This window comes from Shewanella sp. 8A (genome assembly GCF_023475945.1).
GTDB classification, from domain to species: Bacteria; Pseudomonadota; Gammaproteobacteria; order Enterobacterales; family Shewanellaceae; genus Shewanella; species Shewanella xiamenensis.
Genome location: NZ_JAMDJP010000022.1, coordinates 54943 through 70694, shown reverse-complemented (window position 1 = coordinate 70694; position 15752 = coordinate 54943). Strand labels below are relative to the sequence as shown.

The window sequence follows — 15752 nt, the reverse complement described above, 5'->3', positions numbered from 1 at the left end:
GCATCAAGAGAAAGTAGAGCGGCAAGAGCAGGGTCAACTTGCTCTTGAATAAAGGCCCCCTTTTAGGGGGTTAAAACAAAGCCACCTTCTTCAGAAGGTGGATTCTTTACTTTGTAAATCGCGATTATTTTTTATTTCCTATCTCGAACTTAATATCATTCATCTTGTTTGGTGTAGGGGTATTCGGTAACGTTGATGGCATAATGCGATTATTTATTGCGTTTATCATATGTGATTTTTAGCTATTTGAAATTATTTCATCTATAAATTTAAGTTGTTTTCTTATCTTTTAATCAGAATGCGAAACCGTTAATTCTCTCTTGATTCTCTATGCTACTTAATGGCGATAGATAACTTGTCTTTTATTTTTAAGTAGTTGCTAAAATTCCTTTTGTTTAAGTAAACAGTTTACCATTCGCTTATGTTTTAAAAATCGATTTTTTATTGAGTATGGCATGCTTATTAACTGTTTTTATGGGTAATTGTTCCGTTAATAAGGTGTTTCAATATGTATCACTCCGTGTTAAAACGCTGAGCTGAAGTTCTATTGGTAACAGAAATTTAATCGATTCCTGTACTGAATAAATATTAAAAATTGAACTTTATAGAAATAAATCGATATAGCGAAGGAAGCGACAATGAAAACAAAAATTGCACTAGCAGTGTCTATGGCTCTGCTGTCATCTGCAGCAAATGCACAGACAGTATTATCTCCAACGGGTGAAACAATACAGTTAGATATTCCAGCCGAATTATCAAATGACTCAACTCGAGGCAGATTAACCGCAGTTAATAACCAAGATGTAAAATTTATTCCTGAACCAGAATTTGCCGAAGGTGAGCATACTTATATTGTTCGCTTACGTGACAGTGCTGTCGCGAATTATCAAGGGGAGATTCCTGGCTTCAAAGCAACTAGCCCACAACATGTAAAGTCGACCTCACAGGCAAAAGGCACTGGAAAGACTGGCAATGTTAAACTTAACGCCGCGGCTCCTGAGGTGAAAAACTACGTTAGTTTCCTTAAGGTTAAGCAAGAGCGCTTTTTGACGAGTGCCAGCGCAGCGATTGGTACACCGCTAGAGCCATTAACCACCTACCAATATGCACTCAATGGTATCGCTGTGCGTATGACGCAGGCGCAAGCGATAAAAATGGCTGAACTACCTGAGGTGATTTATATCGAACGTGAGCGTATTGAGCAGCTTGAGACCGATGTGAGTCAGGCACTGATCGGCTCCCCAAAGGTGTGGGACGGTAGTGCTACTGGCACCAAGGCTATGGGTGAGGGTGTGGTAGTCGCGATTATCGACTCGGGGATTAACTCTGATCATGCCTCGTTTGCCGATATTGGCGGGGATGGTTATGACCATACAAACCCCTTAGGCCAAGGGATTTATATTGGTGATTGTAAAACCGATTTTGCCAGCATGTGTAACGATAAGCTGATTGGTGTGCGTAGTTACCCTGAAATCACCGATATCTATGACGACGAAAAGATTTTTGGTGCGACGCCTCCCGCTAAAAATGGTGAAGACTACGGTGGTCATGGCTCGCATGTGGCCAGCACCGCGGCAGGGAATATCTTGCTTGATGTGCCTTATGTTGATGGAGAGGTTGGTAAGCTAGAAGGTGATGGTATCGCAACTGGCTTAAAGTTTGCGCAAATCTCTGGTGTGGCTCCCCATGCAAACATTATTGCATATCAAATCTGTAGACCTGGGGATGCGGGTGACAAGTATTCTGGTTGCCCGACTGTACCGATTCTTAAAGCCATAGATGATGCGATTAAAGATGGCGTGGATGTGATTAACTTCTCCATCAGTGGTGGCGGTAATCCATGGAATAGTGCAACTGAACAGGGTTTTTTAGCGGCGCGTAATGCGGGTATTTTTGCTGCCGTTGCAGCAGGGAATACGCGCCCAGCAACCGCAACCAGTGCCGCAATCACCCAGTCACCTTATTCGACTCCCAAAAATGCCCCATGGTATACCTCGGTGGCTAACTCGACTCACAATCGTGAAGTGGTACGTGAGCTGGAATTTAATGGTAAGACATTTGAATTCACCCCTGGCTCTGGCCCTGTGCAAACCGAAGTGATTAAAGGACTTCCTGTGTTTGCTGGCTCTGTCGATGCGACCAATGTGGAAGGTTGTAAAGTCTTCCCCGCCGATGCCTTTAAAGACAAAATAGCGGTCATTAAACGGGGAACATGCGATTTTACAACTAAAGTATCGGGTGCATTAGCTGCGGGTGCTAAAGCGGTGATCGTCTATAACCGAGATGGCGAAGGCAATGATCGTTTAAAAATGGCTTCCCTCGAGACATTAAATATACCAGCGGTATTTATTGGTAATACCGATGGCGTTGCCTTAATCGAGGCCATGGCCGCCAATCCTGCTGTAGAGTTAACTTTAACCCCGACACCGCAAGCGATTAGCCGTGAGGCCGATGTGTTATCGGCTGGCTCACTGATTGGCCCAAATGCGACCAATGATGTGATTGTGCCTTCGGTGGCCGCGCCTGGTTCGGATATTTACGCTGCTTATTCTGATCAACAATTTGGTCACGATAAATCGGGCACAAATCCTGCCGACTTTACCCTCATGTCGGGCACTTCAATGGCAAGTCCCCATGTTGCGGGTGCTGGCGCACTGTTAAAGTCGCTGCATAAAGACTGGACGCCGGACAATATCCGCTCCGCATTAATGCTGACTGCAACGACCGCTCAGGCGATGAAAAAAGCCGATGCTAAAACCGTTGCCGATCCGTTTGACGTGGGCGCTGGCCGTATTCGCGTGGATTTAGCCGCTAAAGCCGGTTTAGTGATGGATGAAAGCGCACTGAACTATGAAATTGCAAATCCCTTATTGAACGGCGATCCTCGTAAGCTCAACGTGCCTAGTATGGCTGATTCTCGTTGTGTCAATACCTGTACTTGGACCCGTACCGTAACCGCAACCCAAGATGGTAGCTGGACGGCGAAGGGCCAAGCGGTGACAGATAAGCTGGCACTAACGGTTTCGCCTGAAAGCTTTACCCTGAAAAAAGGTGCAAGCCAAACCATTACTGTCACCGCCGATGTAACGCAAGTGGGCGCAGATTGGGGCTTTGGCAACTTAGTGCTCGAGTCAGCTAACTTCCCTACGGCGACTATGCCGATTGCGGCTAAGATTGGTAAGCGTAACCTGCCAAACTTGGTGAGCATTCAAGCGACTCGTAATTCGGATGAGATCACTCTTGAAGGCTTAAAGGCGGTGGATTTTGCTAGCGTTGGCGCCGAAGTGACGGGCCTCAAGCTAAGCCAAATCATTGAGTCAAGCGTGAAGCAAGACTCGAATAATGCTTCATATACAGATGATCTTGATGATGGCGTCAAAGTGTTTAAGTTTGACGTTAATGAAAATGCACTGTATTTCCGAACCTCAATTAGCTACACCACATCGCCCGATCTTGATATGTATGTGCTACTCGATAAAAACGATGGCAGCAAACTTGCTCGAGTGGCCTCATCAGCCAGAGATGGTTCAGAGGAAAGTGTCTTACTCAATAATCCTGTTAAAGGCACTTACTATGTGATTGTGCAAAACTACAGCGCTTCATCAGCGACGGCCGATGACGTGTTTGGTTTAAAACAATTGACCCTCTATGACACGGCTGAGGATAACCTCACGGCGACGCTTTCTGGCGATACCAATGACTTTGACGTTAAGCTGACGTGGAAGGATGCGCTTAAAGTCGGTGATGAAGGTTTAGCTATGCTGACCCTCACCACTGGCGATGACAAAGTAGCACCAGTGAAGCTCCCCGTCGTCTTTGAACGTGTAGGTGATGATGTGCTGTCGCCTCTGGGCAATACGCTGAGCGGTCAGTTAACACCGGGCGTGGCTAAGATGATGAAAACCCGTATCGAAGCCAATAAAACCCAAGTAACACGTGTTTATAACTTAGAAGCTATGCTGCCTGAAGGCCATGAAGTGGCTAACATCAGCCATGACGGTAAGCAAGATGGCAATAAGATCACTTGGACGATCGAGATGCCATCGGGCGCTGAAGCGAAAGACATCAGTTTTGAGCTTGTTCCACGTAAGGCGGGTGTTGATAATGAGTTAAGCCTGTCGAACAAGGTCAACAATGCGTCGTCAGAAACCTTGACTCAGCGCTATCAGTTTGATGTTGCTGAAGTGGCGCCTGTGGCCAAGGTTGAAGCGCCAACGTCAGTACAAGAAGGTAAGCCGTTGTTTATCGATGCCAGTAAATCATCGGATGCGAATAATGATCCGCTGACCTACAAGTGGACTCAGTTAGGTGGCGCAAGCTTTAATTTTGACCCCGCAGCGGCCAAATTAAACTTAGTGGCGCCAAGTGTGAATGGCGCGGCACAAACCGTGTCATTCCAACTGACGGTATCCGATAACCACGGCAATAGCGATTCAAGCTTAGTATCTGTCTCTATAACCGATACTCCGCCGAAGAAGGATGACGGTGGTGCCTTAGGCTGGTTAAGTTTATTACTGCTGCCATTTGCCTTTGGTCGCCGTAAACTGCGCTAAGTGGTTCGAGCTGAAACCAGTTAACCTTAGCATGTTTAAGGGTTAACCCTGATGAGGGCCGAGATTATCGGCCCTTTTTTATTGCCTGTTTATTATCGATTTTTCATTAAAAATTCCACAAAGGCGCGGTCGGCTTGGCTGACGGGGCGCTGTTTTTTCCAGGCGATATGCAGGTTTAAAAACACTGGCGGATCAAAGGGTTTCGCGAGGATGTCATCCTTAGGACTGATAGCCATTTCGAGTACGCTAGTGATACCAAATCCCTGTGACACAATTTGTTTGATCAAGTTAATCAGATTGGTCTCAAAGGCAATATTGGGCTTTTTACCCAAGTCTTTTGCCTGAGAGAGGATCCACTCGCGGTGAAAATAGCCGGTTTTGAACATTACCAGTTCATGGTCAAAGAAGTCGTTTAAGCTCACGGCAGAATGCTCGGCAAGTGGATGCTCGGCGCCCATGGCTATCACCATCTGCTCACGGATCAGTAATTGGCTATCAAAATCACTCTGCAGATCTTGGGCAGTAATGATAGCAATATCCACTTCTTCCTGTTGTAACATCCGCAGTGCGTCACGGGTACCGCCTTCGAACAGTGACAGCTTTAACTCGGGATATTGATGACGAAACGCCATAAGGCGTGAGGGCAGATAGAAGGAGCCCAGCATACCCGGCACCGCAATCCGAACTTCCCCCGAAGTGAGATTCGCCATGGCACGGATTTGTGCTTCCGCCTGCTTGATTTGTTTTAGGATCAACGTGGCATGTTGATGCAGCACTAAGCCTTCGGCGGTGAGCGCGAGGTGCTTGTCATTCTTATTACTGGTGCGATTAATCAGTGTCACTCCAAGTGACTGCTCAAGCCGTTTAATACTTTGACTCAGGGCAGGCTGCGCCATATTGAGCTTCTTGGCCGCGGCGGTAAAACTGCCAGTATTTGCAAGTGCATCTAAGTGTTTAAGTTGGCGTATATCCATGGTGTGAGCCTTTTGCTTGTGATGCACGCTTACGCGCGACAATTTGCGATAACCATGTCAGTTATAAAAATTTGCCATAACAAAAATCAATAATGTCGATATAAATTATCTATTATTGTTATGTTATGCCCAGTGCTAACCTTTGTCTATTCTTAGAGTGAGGCGTTATCGAGGCTAAAAGTGCAAGCCGTGTTAGACACTATTATCGACAATAAACAACGTGATACCCGACTGATGTGGGCACTGTGTGTGGCTTCCGTGGTGGTATATATCAATCTGTATTTGATGCAGGGCATGTTACCGCTGATCGCTGAGCATTTTGCCGTATCGGGATCGCAGGCTACGCTCATTCTCTCTGTGACCAGTTTTTCATTGGCATTTTCCCTATTAATTTATGCGGTTGTGTCCGACAGAATTGGCCGGCATACGCCGATTGTGGTGAGTCTTTGGTTATTGGCATTGTCGAACCTGCTGCTGATTTGGGCTGGAGACTTTAATGCGCTTGTGTATGTGCGTTTTTTACAAGGCGTATTGCTCGCTGCGGTGCCTGCCATTGCCATGGCTTATTTTAAGGAACAACTCTCGCCAAGCACTATGCTCAAAGCAGCGGGCATTTACATTATGGCCAATAGTATCGGCGGGATTGTTGGGCGTCTGCTGGGCGGGTTGATGTCGCAGTTTTTATCTTGGCAGGAGTCCATGTGGCTACTGTTTTTAGTTACCCTCGCAGGTGTTGCCTTGACGAGCTTTTTATTACCTTCTGGCGCAGATGCTAAGGCGATATCTGGCGGGCAAACCTCGGCGCCTTCAGTCTCAAAACGGGCTCGGTTACTTCAGGATTTTTACGGCTTTAGTCACCATCTAACCGATCCACAAATGCGGTTAGCCTATGCCATCGGTGGGATCACTTTTATGATGATGGTGAATCAATTTAGCTTTATTCAACTGCATTTGATGGCGGCGCCCTACGAGTGGAGCCGCTTTCAAGCGACCTTGATTTTTTTGTGTTACTCCAGTGGTACTGTGGCCTCCTATTTTACTGCTAAGTGGCTGGCAAAATTTGGTCAGCACAAGTTATATCAATGGTCTTGGTGTTTGATGCTGTTGGGCAGTTTATTGACCCTGTTTGATACCACAGCCACCATTTGCATGGGCTTTTTGATGACGGCATGTGGATTCTTCTTAACCCACAGTTGTTGCAACTCTTTTGTGGCGATGCGCGCAAGCCGCGATCGCGCCAAGGCCACCTCGCTGTATCTGTGTTGCTATTACTTAGGCGCCGCTTTGGGTGGACCTTACTTGATGCTATTTTGGCATAAAGCCGAATGGCAAGGGGTGGTGATGGGGTCGTTAACGCTGCTTGCGTTAATTGCATTGTCAATCAGTCGTCTGCGTTACCACCAAACGAAGATGAGCCCAATTGCGGCATAAGCTGCTTTAGTGCTTGACCTAAATACCCATAGATGACTATAAAAGCAAAGGCCAACAATTCAGTGTTGGCCTTTGCTTTTGCAATTAATAAGGTAAAACAACCCCATGACCCAAGCTAAGTTTGTTGAAGGTTCAATTCTTCGCCATATTCTCGTGATGAGTTCAACCGCTGCGGTGGGGATTTCTGCGTTATTTGTAGTCGATTTACTGGATATATTTTTCTTAAGCTTATTGGGCGAACATGAATTAGCCGCGGCTGTAGGTTATGCGGGCAGTATTTCATTTTTTACCACATCAATTGGCATAGGTCTCTCCATTGCGCTCGGGGCCTTGGTGTCTCGCTCTATCGGCGCTAAGGATATCGAATTAGCGAAACGCCTATTACTTAACAGTGCGGTGGTGACCACGATCATTAGTGTGTTGGTCAGCATTGTGGTCACGACTTTTATTCCTGAGTTAGTCACGCTTGTGGGGGCCAGCGGTCATACTGCCGAGCTTGCAGAGAGTTATCTGTATATTTTGGTACCTTCACTGCCTTTTATTTGCCTTGCGATGGCCCTTGGCGGTGCGCTGCGTGCCGTGGGAGATGCAAAACTTTCGATGATGTCGACCTTAGCGGGCGGTGGTGTGAATGCCGTGCTTGATCCGATTTTTATTTTCCTGTTTGCGATGGGGATTGAAGGGGCTGCACTGGCATCAGTATTGGCTCGTATTGCGGTATTTATCATCGCGGGTCGGGGTGTTGTGGTCAAACATCAACTCCTTGGCAGGTTTAATCTTCACTATTTTAAAGCCGATCTTAAACCGATTTTCGCGATTGCAGGACCAGCCATACTGACCAACATTGCCACACCAATTGGGAATGCGTTTGTGACCCGGGCAATTGCGGATTTTGGTGATGCTTATGTTGCGGGTTGGGCGGTACTCGGCAGGTTAGTGCCTGTCACTTTTGGGATGATTTTTGCCTTATCCGGCGCTATTGGGCCTATTGTTGGGCAAAACTTTGGAGCAGGACGATTCGACCGGGTGCGCGAAAGTTTAACGAAGGCGATTCAATTTTGTACCTTGTATGTGGTGGTGATGTCGTTACTTTTGTTTTTACTTAAAGCGCAGATCGTCAGTTTGTTTGATATGAAGGGCGATAGTGCGGCACTTATTGAATTTTTCTGCAGCTATATTGCGGTGTTTTTTATCTTCTCTGGGATTTTATTTGTCGCAAACGCCTCCTTTAATAATTTGGGTAAGGCCAAATATTCCACCTTATTTAATGTGGGCAAGGCGACTTTAGGTACCGTTCCCTTTGTGTATATGGGCGCGCAGTGGGGCGGGGTTTATGGGGTACTTATTGGCCAAGTCATAGGCTCAATTCTTTTTGGTATTTTAGGGGTTTGGGTTGCCTATCGTTTAGTTGATAAGGTCGCGTTGACATTGACCGGACATGGTGTTGCTGGCTTAGCAGCCGATGTGGACGAATTGATGACGAATGAGGTGGCACAGAATCTACCGAGTGCAACTAGCCCTCTTTCATCCTCCTGCGCGCAGATGGCACAATTGACGGAAGAGCAAGAAATGGAGCCTGTTATACCCTTTATAGAGCAACAGGATAATGCTAAGCGTTAATGTATTTAGTGACTAACAACTGACTATTTAAAAGAAAAATGCCACAGTCTGGTGTGGCATTACATGTTGGTCTTATTAGCGCATAAGTTTGTTTTTATTAAACAATATTATTGCTCAGTTGTTGCCTCTTGTGGCTCACTTGCTGCTGATTCAATTTCTGCAGCCGCAGCAAGTGCTGCGATCTTGGCGCGTTCAGCCTTAGAGATATAGCCAGATTTTGCGGGTGCGCCAATGGTGGCTGGATCGACTTTATTCAGTCTAGCTTTAGCACGTTTCGCAATTTTTTTGATGATCTTTTGTTTCTTGTTCATAAAGTCTCTAATGTCGTTCGCACCCGCTAAGCGCAGGAATATGAGGCCAATGGCTCAATTGAGGTCGAATTCTAACTTAAATCGCGCAAACTGACCATGTTTTGCTGTATTTTGTGCCGTACTATCGGCATTTTGACTGGATAAATAGAGGGATTAATCTTGTTAACTGACATCACTTTTTTTGAACGCTTTGAACACGATATTTTGATGGGCAAGAAAACGATTACGTTACGTAATGAAGCCGAATCCCATGTGATACCAGGGCAAATCCTCCCAGTGTCTACCTTTGAAACTCATCGTTGGTTTTGTGACATCCAAGTGTTGGAGGTAATGCCAATAACATTGTCTGGACTCACAACACTGCACGCCCAACAAGAAAATATGACCTTACCCGAACTGCACCAGGTGATTGCCGAGATTTATCCCGGCCTTGAACAGTTATATATGATCCGTTTTAAGGTGCTAACAAAATAATAAAGGCTGCGATGCAGCCTTTTTAATGAGTGATGTCAAGCTATCCCGTCATATCATGCTTTGGCTGTCCACGGTAAGAGTTTTTGGGCTATACGATTCGATTCGCCAAGTCGGACTGCGGCGCGGTAACGCATTCTATAGAGGAGTTGATAACACAATGGCACCAAATATAGGCTAGTTACGGTTGAGAAAGACAAGCCGCCAATAATGGCAATTGCCATCGGATAATATGGCGGGCCGCCGCCACCAATTTGGGTATCGCCCATCGCCAGTGGCACTAAACCTAGTACGGTTGTTCCTACTGTCATCAGTACCGGGCGCAAACGGGTAATACACACTTCGCGAATGGTGTCCGACAGCTTATCGAGATCGGGTGTCATTTGGTTGATTTGATCGACCAAGACGATACCGTTATTTACCACGATGCCCATTAAAATCAGGATACCGATCATCGCCATGACCGACATAGGCGTGCCTGTGAGCAGCAACGCCCAAAACACCCCGGTTATCGAGAAGAGGATTGAGGTAATAATGGCCGTCGGTAATAACAAGGACTCAAATAGTGCCGCCATCACGATGTAAATCATAGCGATAGCAAGTAACATATTGATTGCCATGATACTTTGGTCTTCATCTTGGCGTTCAAAACCGCCCCGTAGCGAATAGTTATAGCCATCAGGAAAACGCACATTCTCCATCACTTGTTTGATCTTAGTTTGGGCTTCCTCTGTGGTGAGATTATCCAAGTTCGCTCCGATAGACAGCGAAGTTTGGCGATTATAGTGCTTGATGGTATCGAATCTAGGTTGGATTTCGATACTGGCAAGGTTATCAAGTGTGTAAAGACGTTGATCTATTCGCACTACCGGCAATTGCTTAAGCTTATCGAGGGATTTTTGCCATTCCTTCTCATAGGCCATTTCGATACGCAGTTCCCCGTTTGGATCGTGCCTAAATGAGCGCAGTGGTGTCCCTCTTAGTGCCATTGAAATGCTGGAAGCTACTTCGTTCAGTTTTAAATCCAGTCTTGCCGCCATTTGCCGATTAATACGGATAACCACTTCCTGTTGAGCACCGTTGACTTCAGAACGTACATCCACTAAGCCTTTGATCGTCGAGAGTAATGGCAACACTTGATCACTCAAATAGATAAGCTCTGAGGTGGAGCGTCCAGTGAGGGTGACGCGTACACCTGAGTTATCGTCACCCCAGCCAAACTGAGGTTTAGCGATGGAGTACTTAGGAAAGCCACTGCGAATATTCTTCTTCAGTTCATCAAGGGACATGGGCAGATCTTTTTTCAATAAGATGACCGATGAGGCTTCGTCGGGAGCATAGTAGCTATACACAGAGTCAATATGGAATTTTTCTTTATTTTTATAAAGATACTCCTCCATTTGACCCACCATCGCTTCGGTCACGTTGAGATTATGGCGCCCTTCAACTTGGTAGTTGATGTAAATTCGCTCTTTACTTTGACTGTCCTCTTGGTCCTGCTTGACCATTGACAAGGGCAGGGCGGTAGATGCGAGAATCGCGATGGCGATCAGCCCAGAACGCCAAGGTCTGAGAAGCACCCAATTAAGACTGCGATTGTAGAAACTTTGCAATTTACCCGCAGATTTCTCTGGTGCAATCTCAAAGTGGAACTTAGTTAACATCAATGGAATTAATGTTTTAGCCACCAAAAGTGATGCTGCCAGCGAAATACAAATCGCAATTGCTACATGCTCAAGGAAAATAGTCAGCTGAACTTTTACCCCAAAAATATTGGGTAAAAACACAATCGCTGTAGTCATAGTACCCGCCAGTACCGCAAGACTGACCTTATCGACCCCCGTCATAACAGCGTTTTCATTGTCTTGGGTGCTGGTTTTGAGTGAGTTACCTTGTTTTTCTTGCAGTACACTTTCGGTGACCACAACGGCGTTATCGATAAGCATACCTACAGCCAATAACAAGCCCATCATCGATAGAATATTCAAGCTGTAACCGAGCAGATACATGGCGGCTAACGTCATACCGATAGAAATTGGTACTGAGGACACCACAATTAGGGTCATCTTGAGGTTTCTTAGGAACAGATAAAGCACGACAAATGATAACAACGCACCGATCAATCCCGACAGCAGTAGATCTGATAAAGAGGATTTCACGCCTGAAGCTTGATCTTCCATAATAAACAAACGGATACCTTGAAACTGTTGGTCTTGTTTAGCCTGCTCAATGACTTTAAGTACACGGTCGGACACATCCACCAAATTGGCGCCGGAGGCTTTAAATACATCTAAACCCACCGCATAGTGTTGATCTAAATGGCGTCCTTCACTGCGCTCAGGCAGGGAAAATTGTACATCGGCAACATCGCCTAAGGTCAGTCCAGGGATTAACACCAGCGCCTTAATATCCTCAAGGTTTCTAAATTCCCCCTTAGGGGAGACTTGATAAACGAGGTTACTTTCTCTCAAGGTGCCAGCACTTAACACGAAGTTTTCGCGCCCGAGACGAGCTTGTAATTCAGTCGCTGAAAAACCGCTGGCGGCGAGTCTATTTGCATTGATCCGCACTTCAATCTGCTTTTGTTCAACCCCATAGAGACTCACCTTAGAGACGCCCTCCACCCGCTCTAATGGTCGTTTTAGCTGCTTATCGAGTAAATCGAATGCGCCAGAGAGCTCGCGGTCGCTCGAAATGCGTATAGTGAGTACAGGCATATCGGCAGTGGAAAATTGGCGGATAAATACCCGCTCAACATCCTTGGGTAATAAATGCCGCACGGCATCGATTTTTTCGCGCGCTTCTAAGCTTTTTGTGGCAACGTTTTCACCCCATTTCATATTGATTTCAATTTCAGCGCCCTCTTGGGAGGACTCTGATTCAAGTTCATCGATACCGCCCATGGTGGCGAGCGACTCTTCGAGCACCTTAGTGATATCGCGTTCCACTTCTGCAGGAGTCGAGCCTTTGTAAGGCACTTGCACGACAATCTGCGGAATATCGATACCGGGGAACATTTCGAGCGGTAATAGACGGCTAGAAGCCAGACCAAACAGCAAGATAGCAAAGAAAAACATGCTGGTGGTGACAGGGCGCTTTATCGCTAGATGGGTGAGGTTCATAGGCGAGCCTCCGCAGTTTCTGTCGTGTTGTCTTGCTCAGTGGCGGTATGCGTAAACTCTTTACGGTCAAACAGGGCATAGAGCACTGGGATCACAATCAAGGTTAATAACGTCGATAAGCTCAAGCCAAATATCACGGTAATCGCCATTGGTGCGCGAACTTCTGAGCCATCGCCTAGCCCTAATGCCATAGGGAGCAGACCTAGTACAGTGGTGAGCGTTGTCATCATAATCGGGCGAAGACGGGATTTCGCTGCGACTTTAATGGCTTCAAGCTTCTGCACGCCCTCAGCACGTAGTTGATTTATTCTATCCACTAATACAATGGCATTATTGACGACGATCCCCGCCAGCATGATAAGGCCAATAAAGACCACCACGCTTAGATGGGTTTGGGTGATATAAAGACCAAGCACACTTCCAGCCAGTGCCATTGGTACAGCGAATAAAATGAGCAATGGATGCAGCAGTGACTCAAATTGGCTTGCCATCACGAGGTATACCAAGAACACCGCTAGGATCAATGCAATTTTTAGTGATTGGAATGAATGCTCCATTTCCTCATTCTGGCCACCGAAACGGGCTTGCACCGATGCCGGCAATACCTGTGTAGACAGGATCTGCTGCGCCTGTGCTACGGCATCACTTAAGTCGCCGTAGGCAAGGTTTGCCGATACCAAGGCCACCCGTTGTTGACTGATACGGTTAATCGCCGATGGGCCTAATTGCAGTGATACTTCTGCTACAGCACTAAGGGCTATGGGTTGCGAGCTGTCAGGGTTGATAATTAAGGTATCGATGTCGCTAATTTGATCCCGCTCATCCAGTTGACTCCGAACGAGAATATCAATCTTGCGATCACGAACCGTATATTGACTGGCGACAGTGCCACCAACACGTTGGGCAATGCGATTGGCAACCGTAGGGGCATCCATTCCTAATGCGGCTAAACGAGCATGATCGAAACGGATGCTCAATTCTGGCTGACCATCACGCAGGCTAGTATTTACATCGGCAAAGCGATCAGATGCTGACAACGCCTTAACAAGGTTATCTGCACTGCGTTTTAGTAAGGTTAAATCGTAGCCTGTTAGCTCAATCTCCAATGGCGTCTTAAAGCTAAAGAGTTCAGGTTGCTCGATTTTTGCCTCAAGCTCGGGGATGCGGCGCGCCGTGTCTCGTAGCACTTGCGTCACCTGATGATAGGCATTGTGATCTCCAAGTACGACCTGTAATCTGCCCCAGTTTTCGCCACCACGAGCGGTATCTGAGGTCATTAACCCTCCGCTACCCGCTTGGCTGTAGGCATGTTTCACTTCTGGTCTGTCTTTAATCGACATCGCCAGTTGTTGCAAGACCCTATCGGTTTCACCTACAGCAGTGCCAGGTGGTAGCAGTATTTCAACATAGAATTCCCCTTGGTTCATCGGTGGAATTAATTCCATTCCTAAGCGGGGAAGCAAGCTAATACAGGCACCAGTGATCCCAATCGTCAGTAGTAACGTCATGATTTGCTTACGCAGCGCCAAAGCCAGTAGCTTATGGTAAATAGACTCTATACTGTGGTACACAACATTAAAGCCATTGCTCAGCGGGCGCATCACTAAGCCAAACAACCAAGAAAAGAAGCGGCCAATAATCAACACTAAGGTGAGTAAGGCACTCGGCAAGTAACTAAATAGCAACACAATCGGGAAGGAGAACACTGTCGCACTATAGTGTTTTAATTTGCCAAGTTTAGTGGTCGGTTTTTCCTTCGGCGTTTTATTCATGAGCTCCGGCAAAGCTTTAAATCCTTCCCGTGAGGCCAGCATAGGAATCGAGGTTAAGGCAACCAGCAAGGAGGCCAAGAGCGCAAAGGTCACCGTTAAGGCTTGATCTGAAAAGAGGGCGCCAGCAATACCATCGACAAAAACTAAGGGAACAAACACCGCGAGCGTCGTCATTGTCGAGGCGAAAATCGCGCCAGCAACCTCCTTCGTGCCCGTTACCGCAGCATCCAATTTACTCATGCCTTCACTGCGGCAACGATCGATGTTTTCGAGTACCACAATTGCGTTGTCAACCAACAGACCAATTGCCAGCGCAATACCTCCTAATGACATAATATTTAAGCTGATATCGGCAAAGTACATCATGTTAAAGGTAGCGATCACCGAGAAGGGGATTGAGATAGAGATAATCAGCGTCGGGATAATATTGCGCAGGAACAGATAAATCACCAGCATGGACAAAATACTGCCTATTAACGCTGAAGAGGTCACTTCACTGACGGCACTTTCGATAAACTCGGATTGATCGTAAATCACTTCCAGTTTGTTTTGCTGAGGATCTTTGTTGATCTTCAATAGCTCATCGCGCAATTTTTTGGCAACGGCGACCGTGTTTGCATCACCTTCCTTATAAATAGCCAGTTCTATCGATTCTTGGCTACCGATACGGGTGATATCGCTGCGCTCTTTAAAGGCATCGGTAATCGTAGCGACTTCAAATAGACGTACTAAGGTTTGTGCGTCGCGATAGACGATCACTTGCCCTAGTTCTTCCAATGAATTGAATTGGTTAAGGGTTCGTACCAGATATTCGCGGTCGCCTTGGATCACTTTGCCCGCAGATAAGTTGATGTTTTCCTCATTGATGCGACGCTTAATGTCATCGGCATTCAAATTGAGTTGGGATAATTTTTCCTGATTGAGCTGAATATGCACTTCCTGTTCTAAACCGCCGGATAAACGCACAGCGGCAACCCCAGAAAGAGCCTCTAGGCGGCGCTTAAGCTCTTCTTCTGCGTAGGTACGCATCTGTTTGAGCTCTGTCTCAGTGGCATTTGGTACAGACAGCGCTAGGCGCATGATAGGATCAAGGTTGGGGTTAAAGCGAAGTAGTAATGGCTTTTTAACATCGAGCGGCAGGGCGATAGTGTCGAGTTTTTCACGCACATCGAGACTTGCCATATCCATAGTGGTGCCCCATTCAAACTCAAGTACCACATCGGACATGCCTGAGCGAGAAATAGAGCTGATCTTACGTAAGCCTTTCACCACACCGACGGCTTCTTCAATGGGTTTTGAGACCAGTTGCTCCACTTCAACGGGCGCAGCACCGTCGTACATGGTTCGAATGGTTAAGGTGGGGTAGCTTAAATCGGGCAGGAGTTTTACCGCTAAGCGCGAAAATCCGACCATACCAAATAACATAATGGCCAGCATGAACATCCATACCGTGACTGGCCGTTTAACTGAGGTGCTAATGATTGACATGAAAGACTCC

8 protein-coding genes are annotated in these 15752 nt (G+C 46.6%); 4 read left to right on the top strand and 4 right to left on the bottom strand.

What is annotated here, in order from left to right:
- Positions 1-638 precede the first annotated feature (638 nt).
- Positions 639-4553: a S8 family serine peptidase gene (locus tag M0413_RS16260; protein WP_172587247.1), complete on the top strand. Its 3915-nt coding sequence runs from the start codon at positions 639-641 to the stop codon at positions 4551-4553.
- A gap of 92 nt (positions 4554-4645) precedes the next feature.
- On the opposite strand, the gene M0413_RS16255 is transcribed toward M0413_RS16260, so the two are convergent.
- Positions 4646-5527, bottom strand: a complete 882-nt coding sequence (locus M0413_RS16255; protein WP_169546754.1) for a LysR family transcriptional regulator — start codon at positions 5525-5527, stop codon at positions 4646-4648.
- A 180-nt stretch (positions 5528-5707) separates the two neighbouring features.
- Here M0413_RS16255 and M0413_RS16250 point away from each other — a divergent pair, with 180 nt between their 5' ends.
- Complete coding sequence (locus M0413_RS16250; RefSeq protein ID WP_047537240.1) at positions 5708-6958, top strand: MFS transporter; 1251 nt, start codon at positions 5708-5710, stop codon at positions 6956-6958.
- Between the two features lie 105 nt (positions 6959-7063).
- A complete protein-coding gene (locus tag M0413_RS16245) occupies positions 7064-8578 on the top strand; it encodes an MATE family efflux transporter (RefSeq protein ID WP_172587246.1) in 1515 nt (504 codons plus the stop codon).
- 107 nt (positions 8579-8685) lie between these two features.
- Here M0413_RS16245 and M0413_RS16240 read toward each other — a convergent pair whose 3' ends face one another.
- Positions 8686-8889: a DUF2986 domain-containing protein gene (locus M0413_RS16240; RefSeq protein WP_037425629.1), complete on the bottom strand. Its 204-nt coding sequence runs from the start codon at positions 8887-8889 to the stop codon at positions 8686-8688.
- A gap of 156 nt (positions 8890-9045) precedes the next feature.
- On the opposite strand from M0413_RS16240, the gene yqfB reads away from it, so the two are divergent.
- Complete coding sequence (gene yqfB / locus M0413_RS16235; protein ID WP_037425625.1) at positions 9046-9363, top strand: N(4)-acetylcytidine aminohydrolase; 318 nt, start codon at positions 9046-9048, stop codon at positions 9361-9363.
- Positions 9364-9416: 53 nt separating this feature from the next.
- Here yqfB and M0413_RS16230 read toward each other — a convergent pair whose 3' ends face one another.
- The gene (locus tag M0413_RS16230; protein ID WP_037425623.1) at positions 9417-12482 is read right to left on the bottom strand and encodes an efflux RND transporter permease subunit; all 3066 of its coding nucleotides are present in this window, start codon (positions 12480-12482) and stop codon (positions 9417-9419) included.
- Positions 12479-15742, bottom strand: coding sequence for an efflux RND transporter permease subunit (locus M0413_RS16225; RefSeq protein ID WP_249554900.1), 3264 nt, complete (start codon positions 15740-15742; stop codon positions 12479-12481). Before M0413_RS16225 ends, M0413_RS16230 begins: the two co-directional genes overlap by 4 nt.
- Positions 15743-15752: the final 10 nt, after the last annotated feature.

Coding starts and splice junctions, on each gene's coding strand:
- M0413_RS16260 (WP_172587247.1), top strand. CDS start 639: ATGAAAACAAAAATTGCACTAGCAGTGTCTATGGCTCTGCTGTCATCT.
- M0413_RS16255 (WP_169546754.1), bottom strand. CDS start 5,527: ATGGATATACGCCAACTTAAACACTTAGATGCACTTGCAAATACTGGC.
- M0413_RS16245 (WP_172587246.1), top strand. CDS start 7,064: ATGACCCAAGCTAAGTTTGTTGAAGGTTCAATTCTTCGCCATATTCTC.
- M0413_RS16240 (WP_037425629.1), bottom strand. CDS start 8,889: ATGAACAAGAAACAAAAGATCATCAAAAAAATTGCGAAACGTGCTAAA.
- M0413_RS16230 (WP_037425623.1), bottom strand. CDS start 12,482: ATGAACCTCACCCATCTAGCGATAAAGCGCCCTGTCACCACCAGCATG.
- M0413_RS16225 (WP_249554900.1), bottom strand. CDS start 15,742: ATGTCAATCATTAGCACCTCAGTTAAACGGCCAGTCACGGTATGGATG.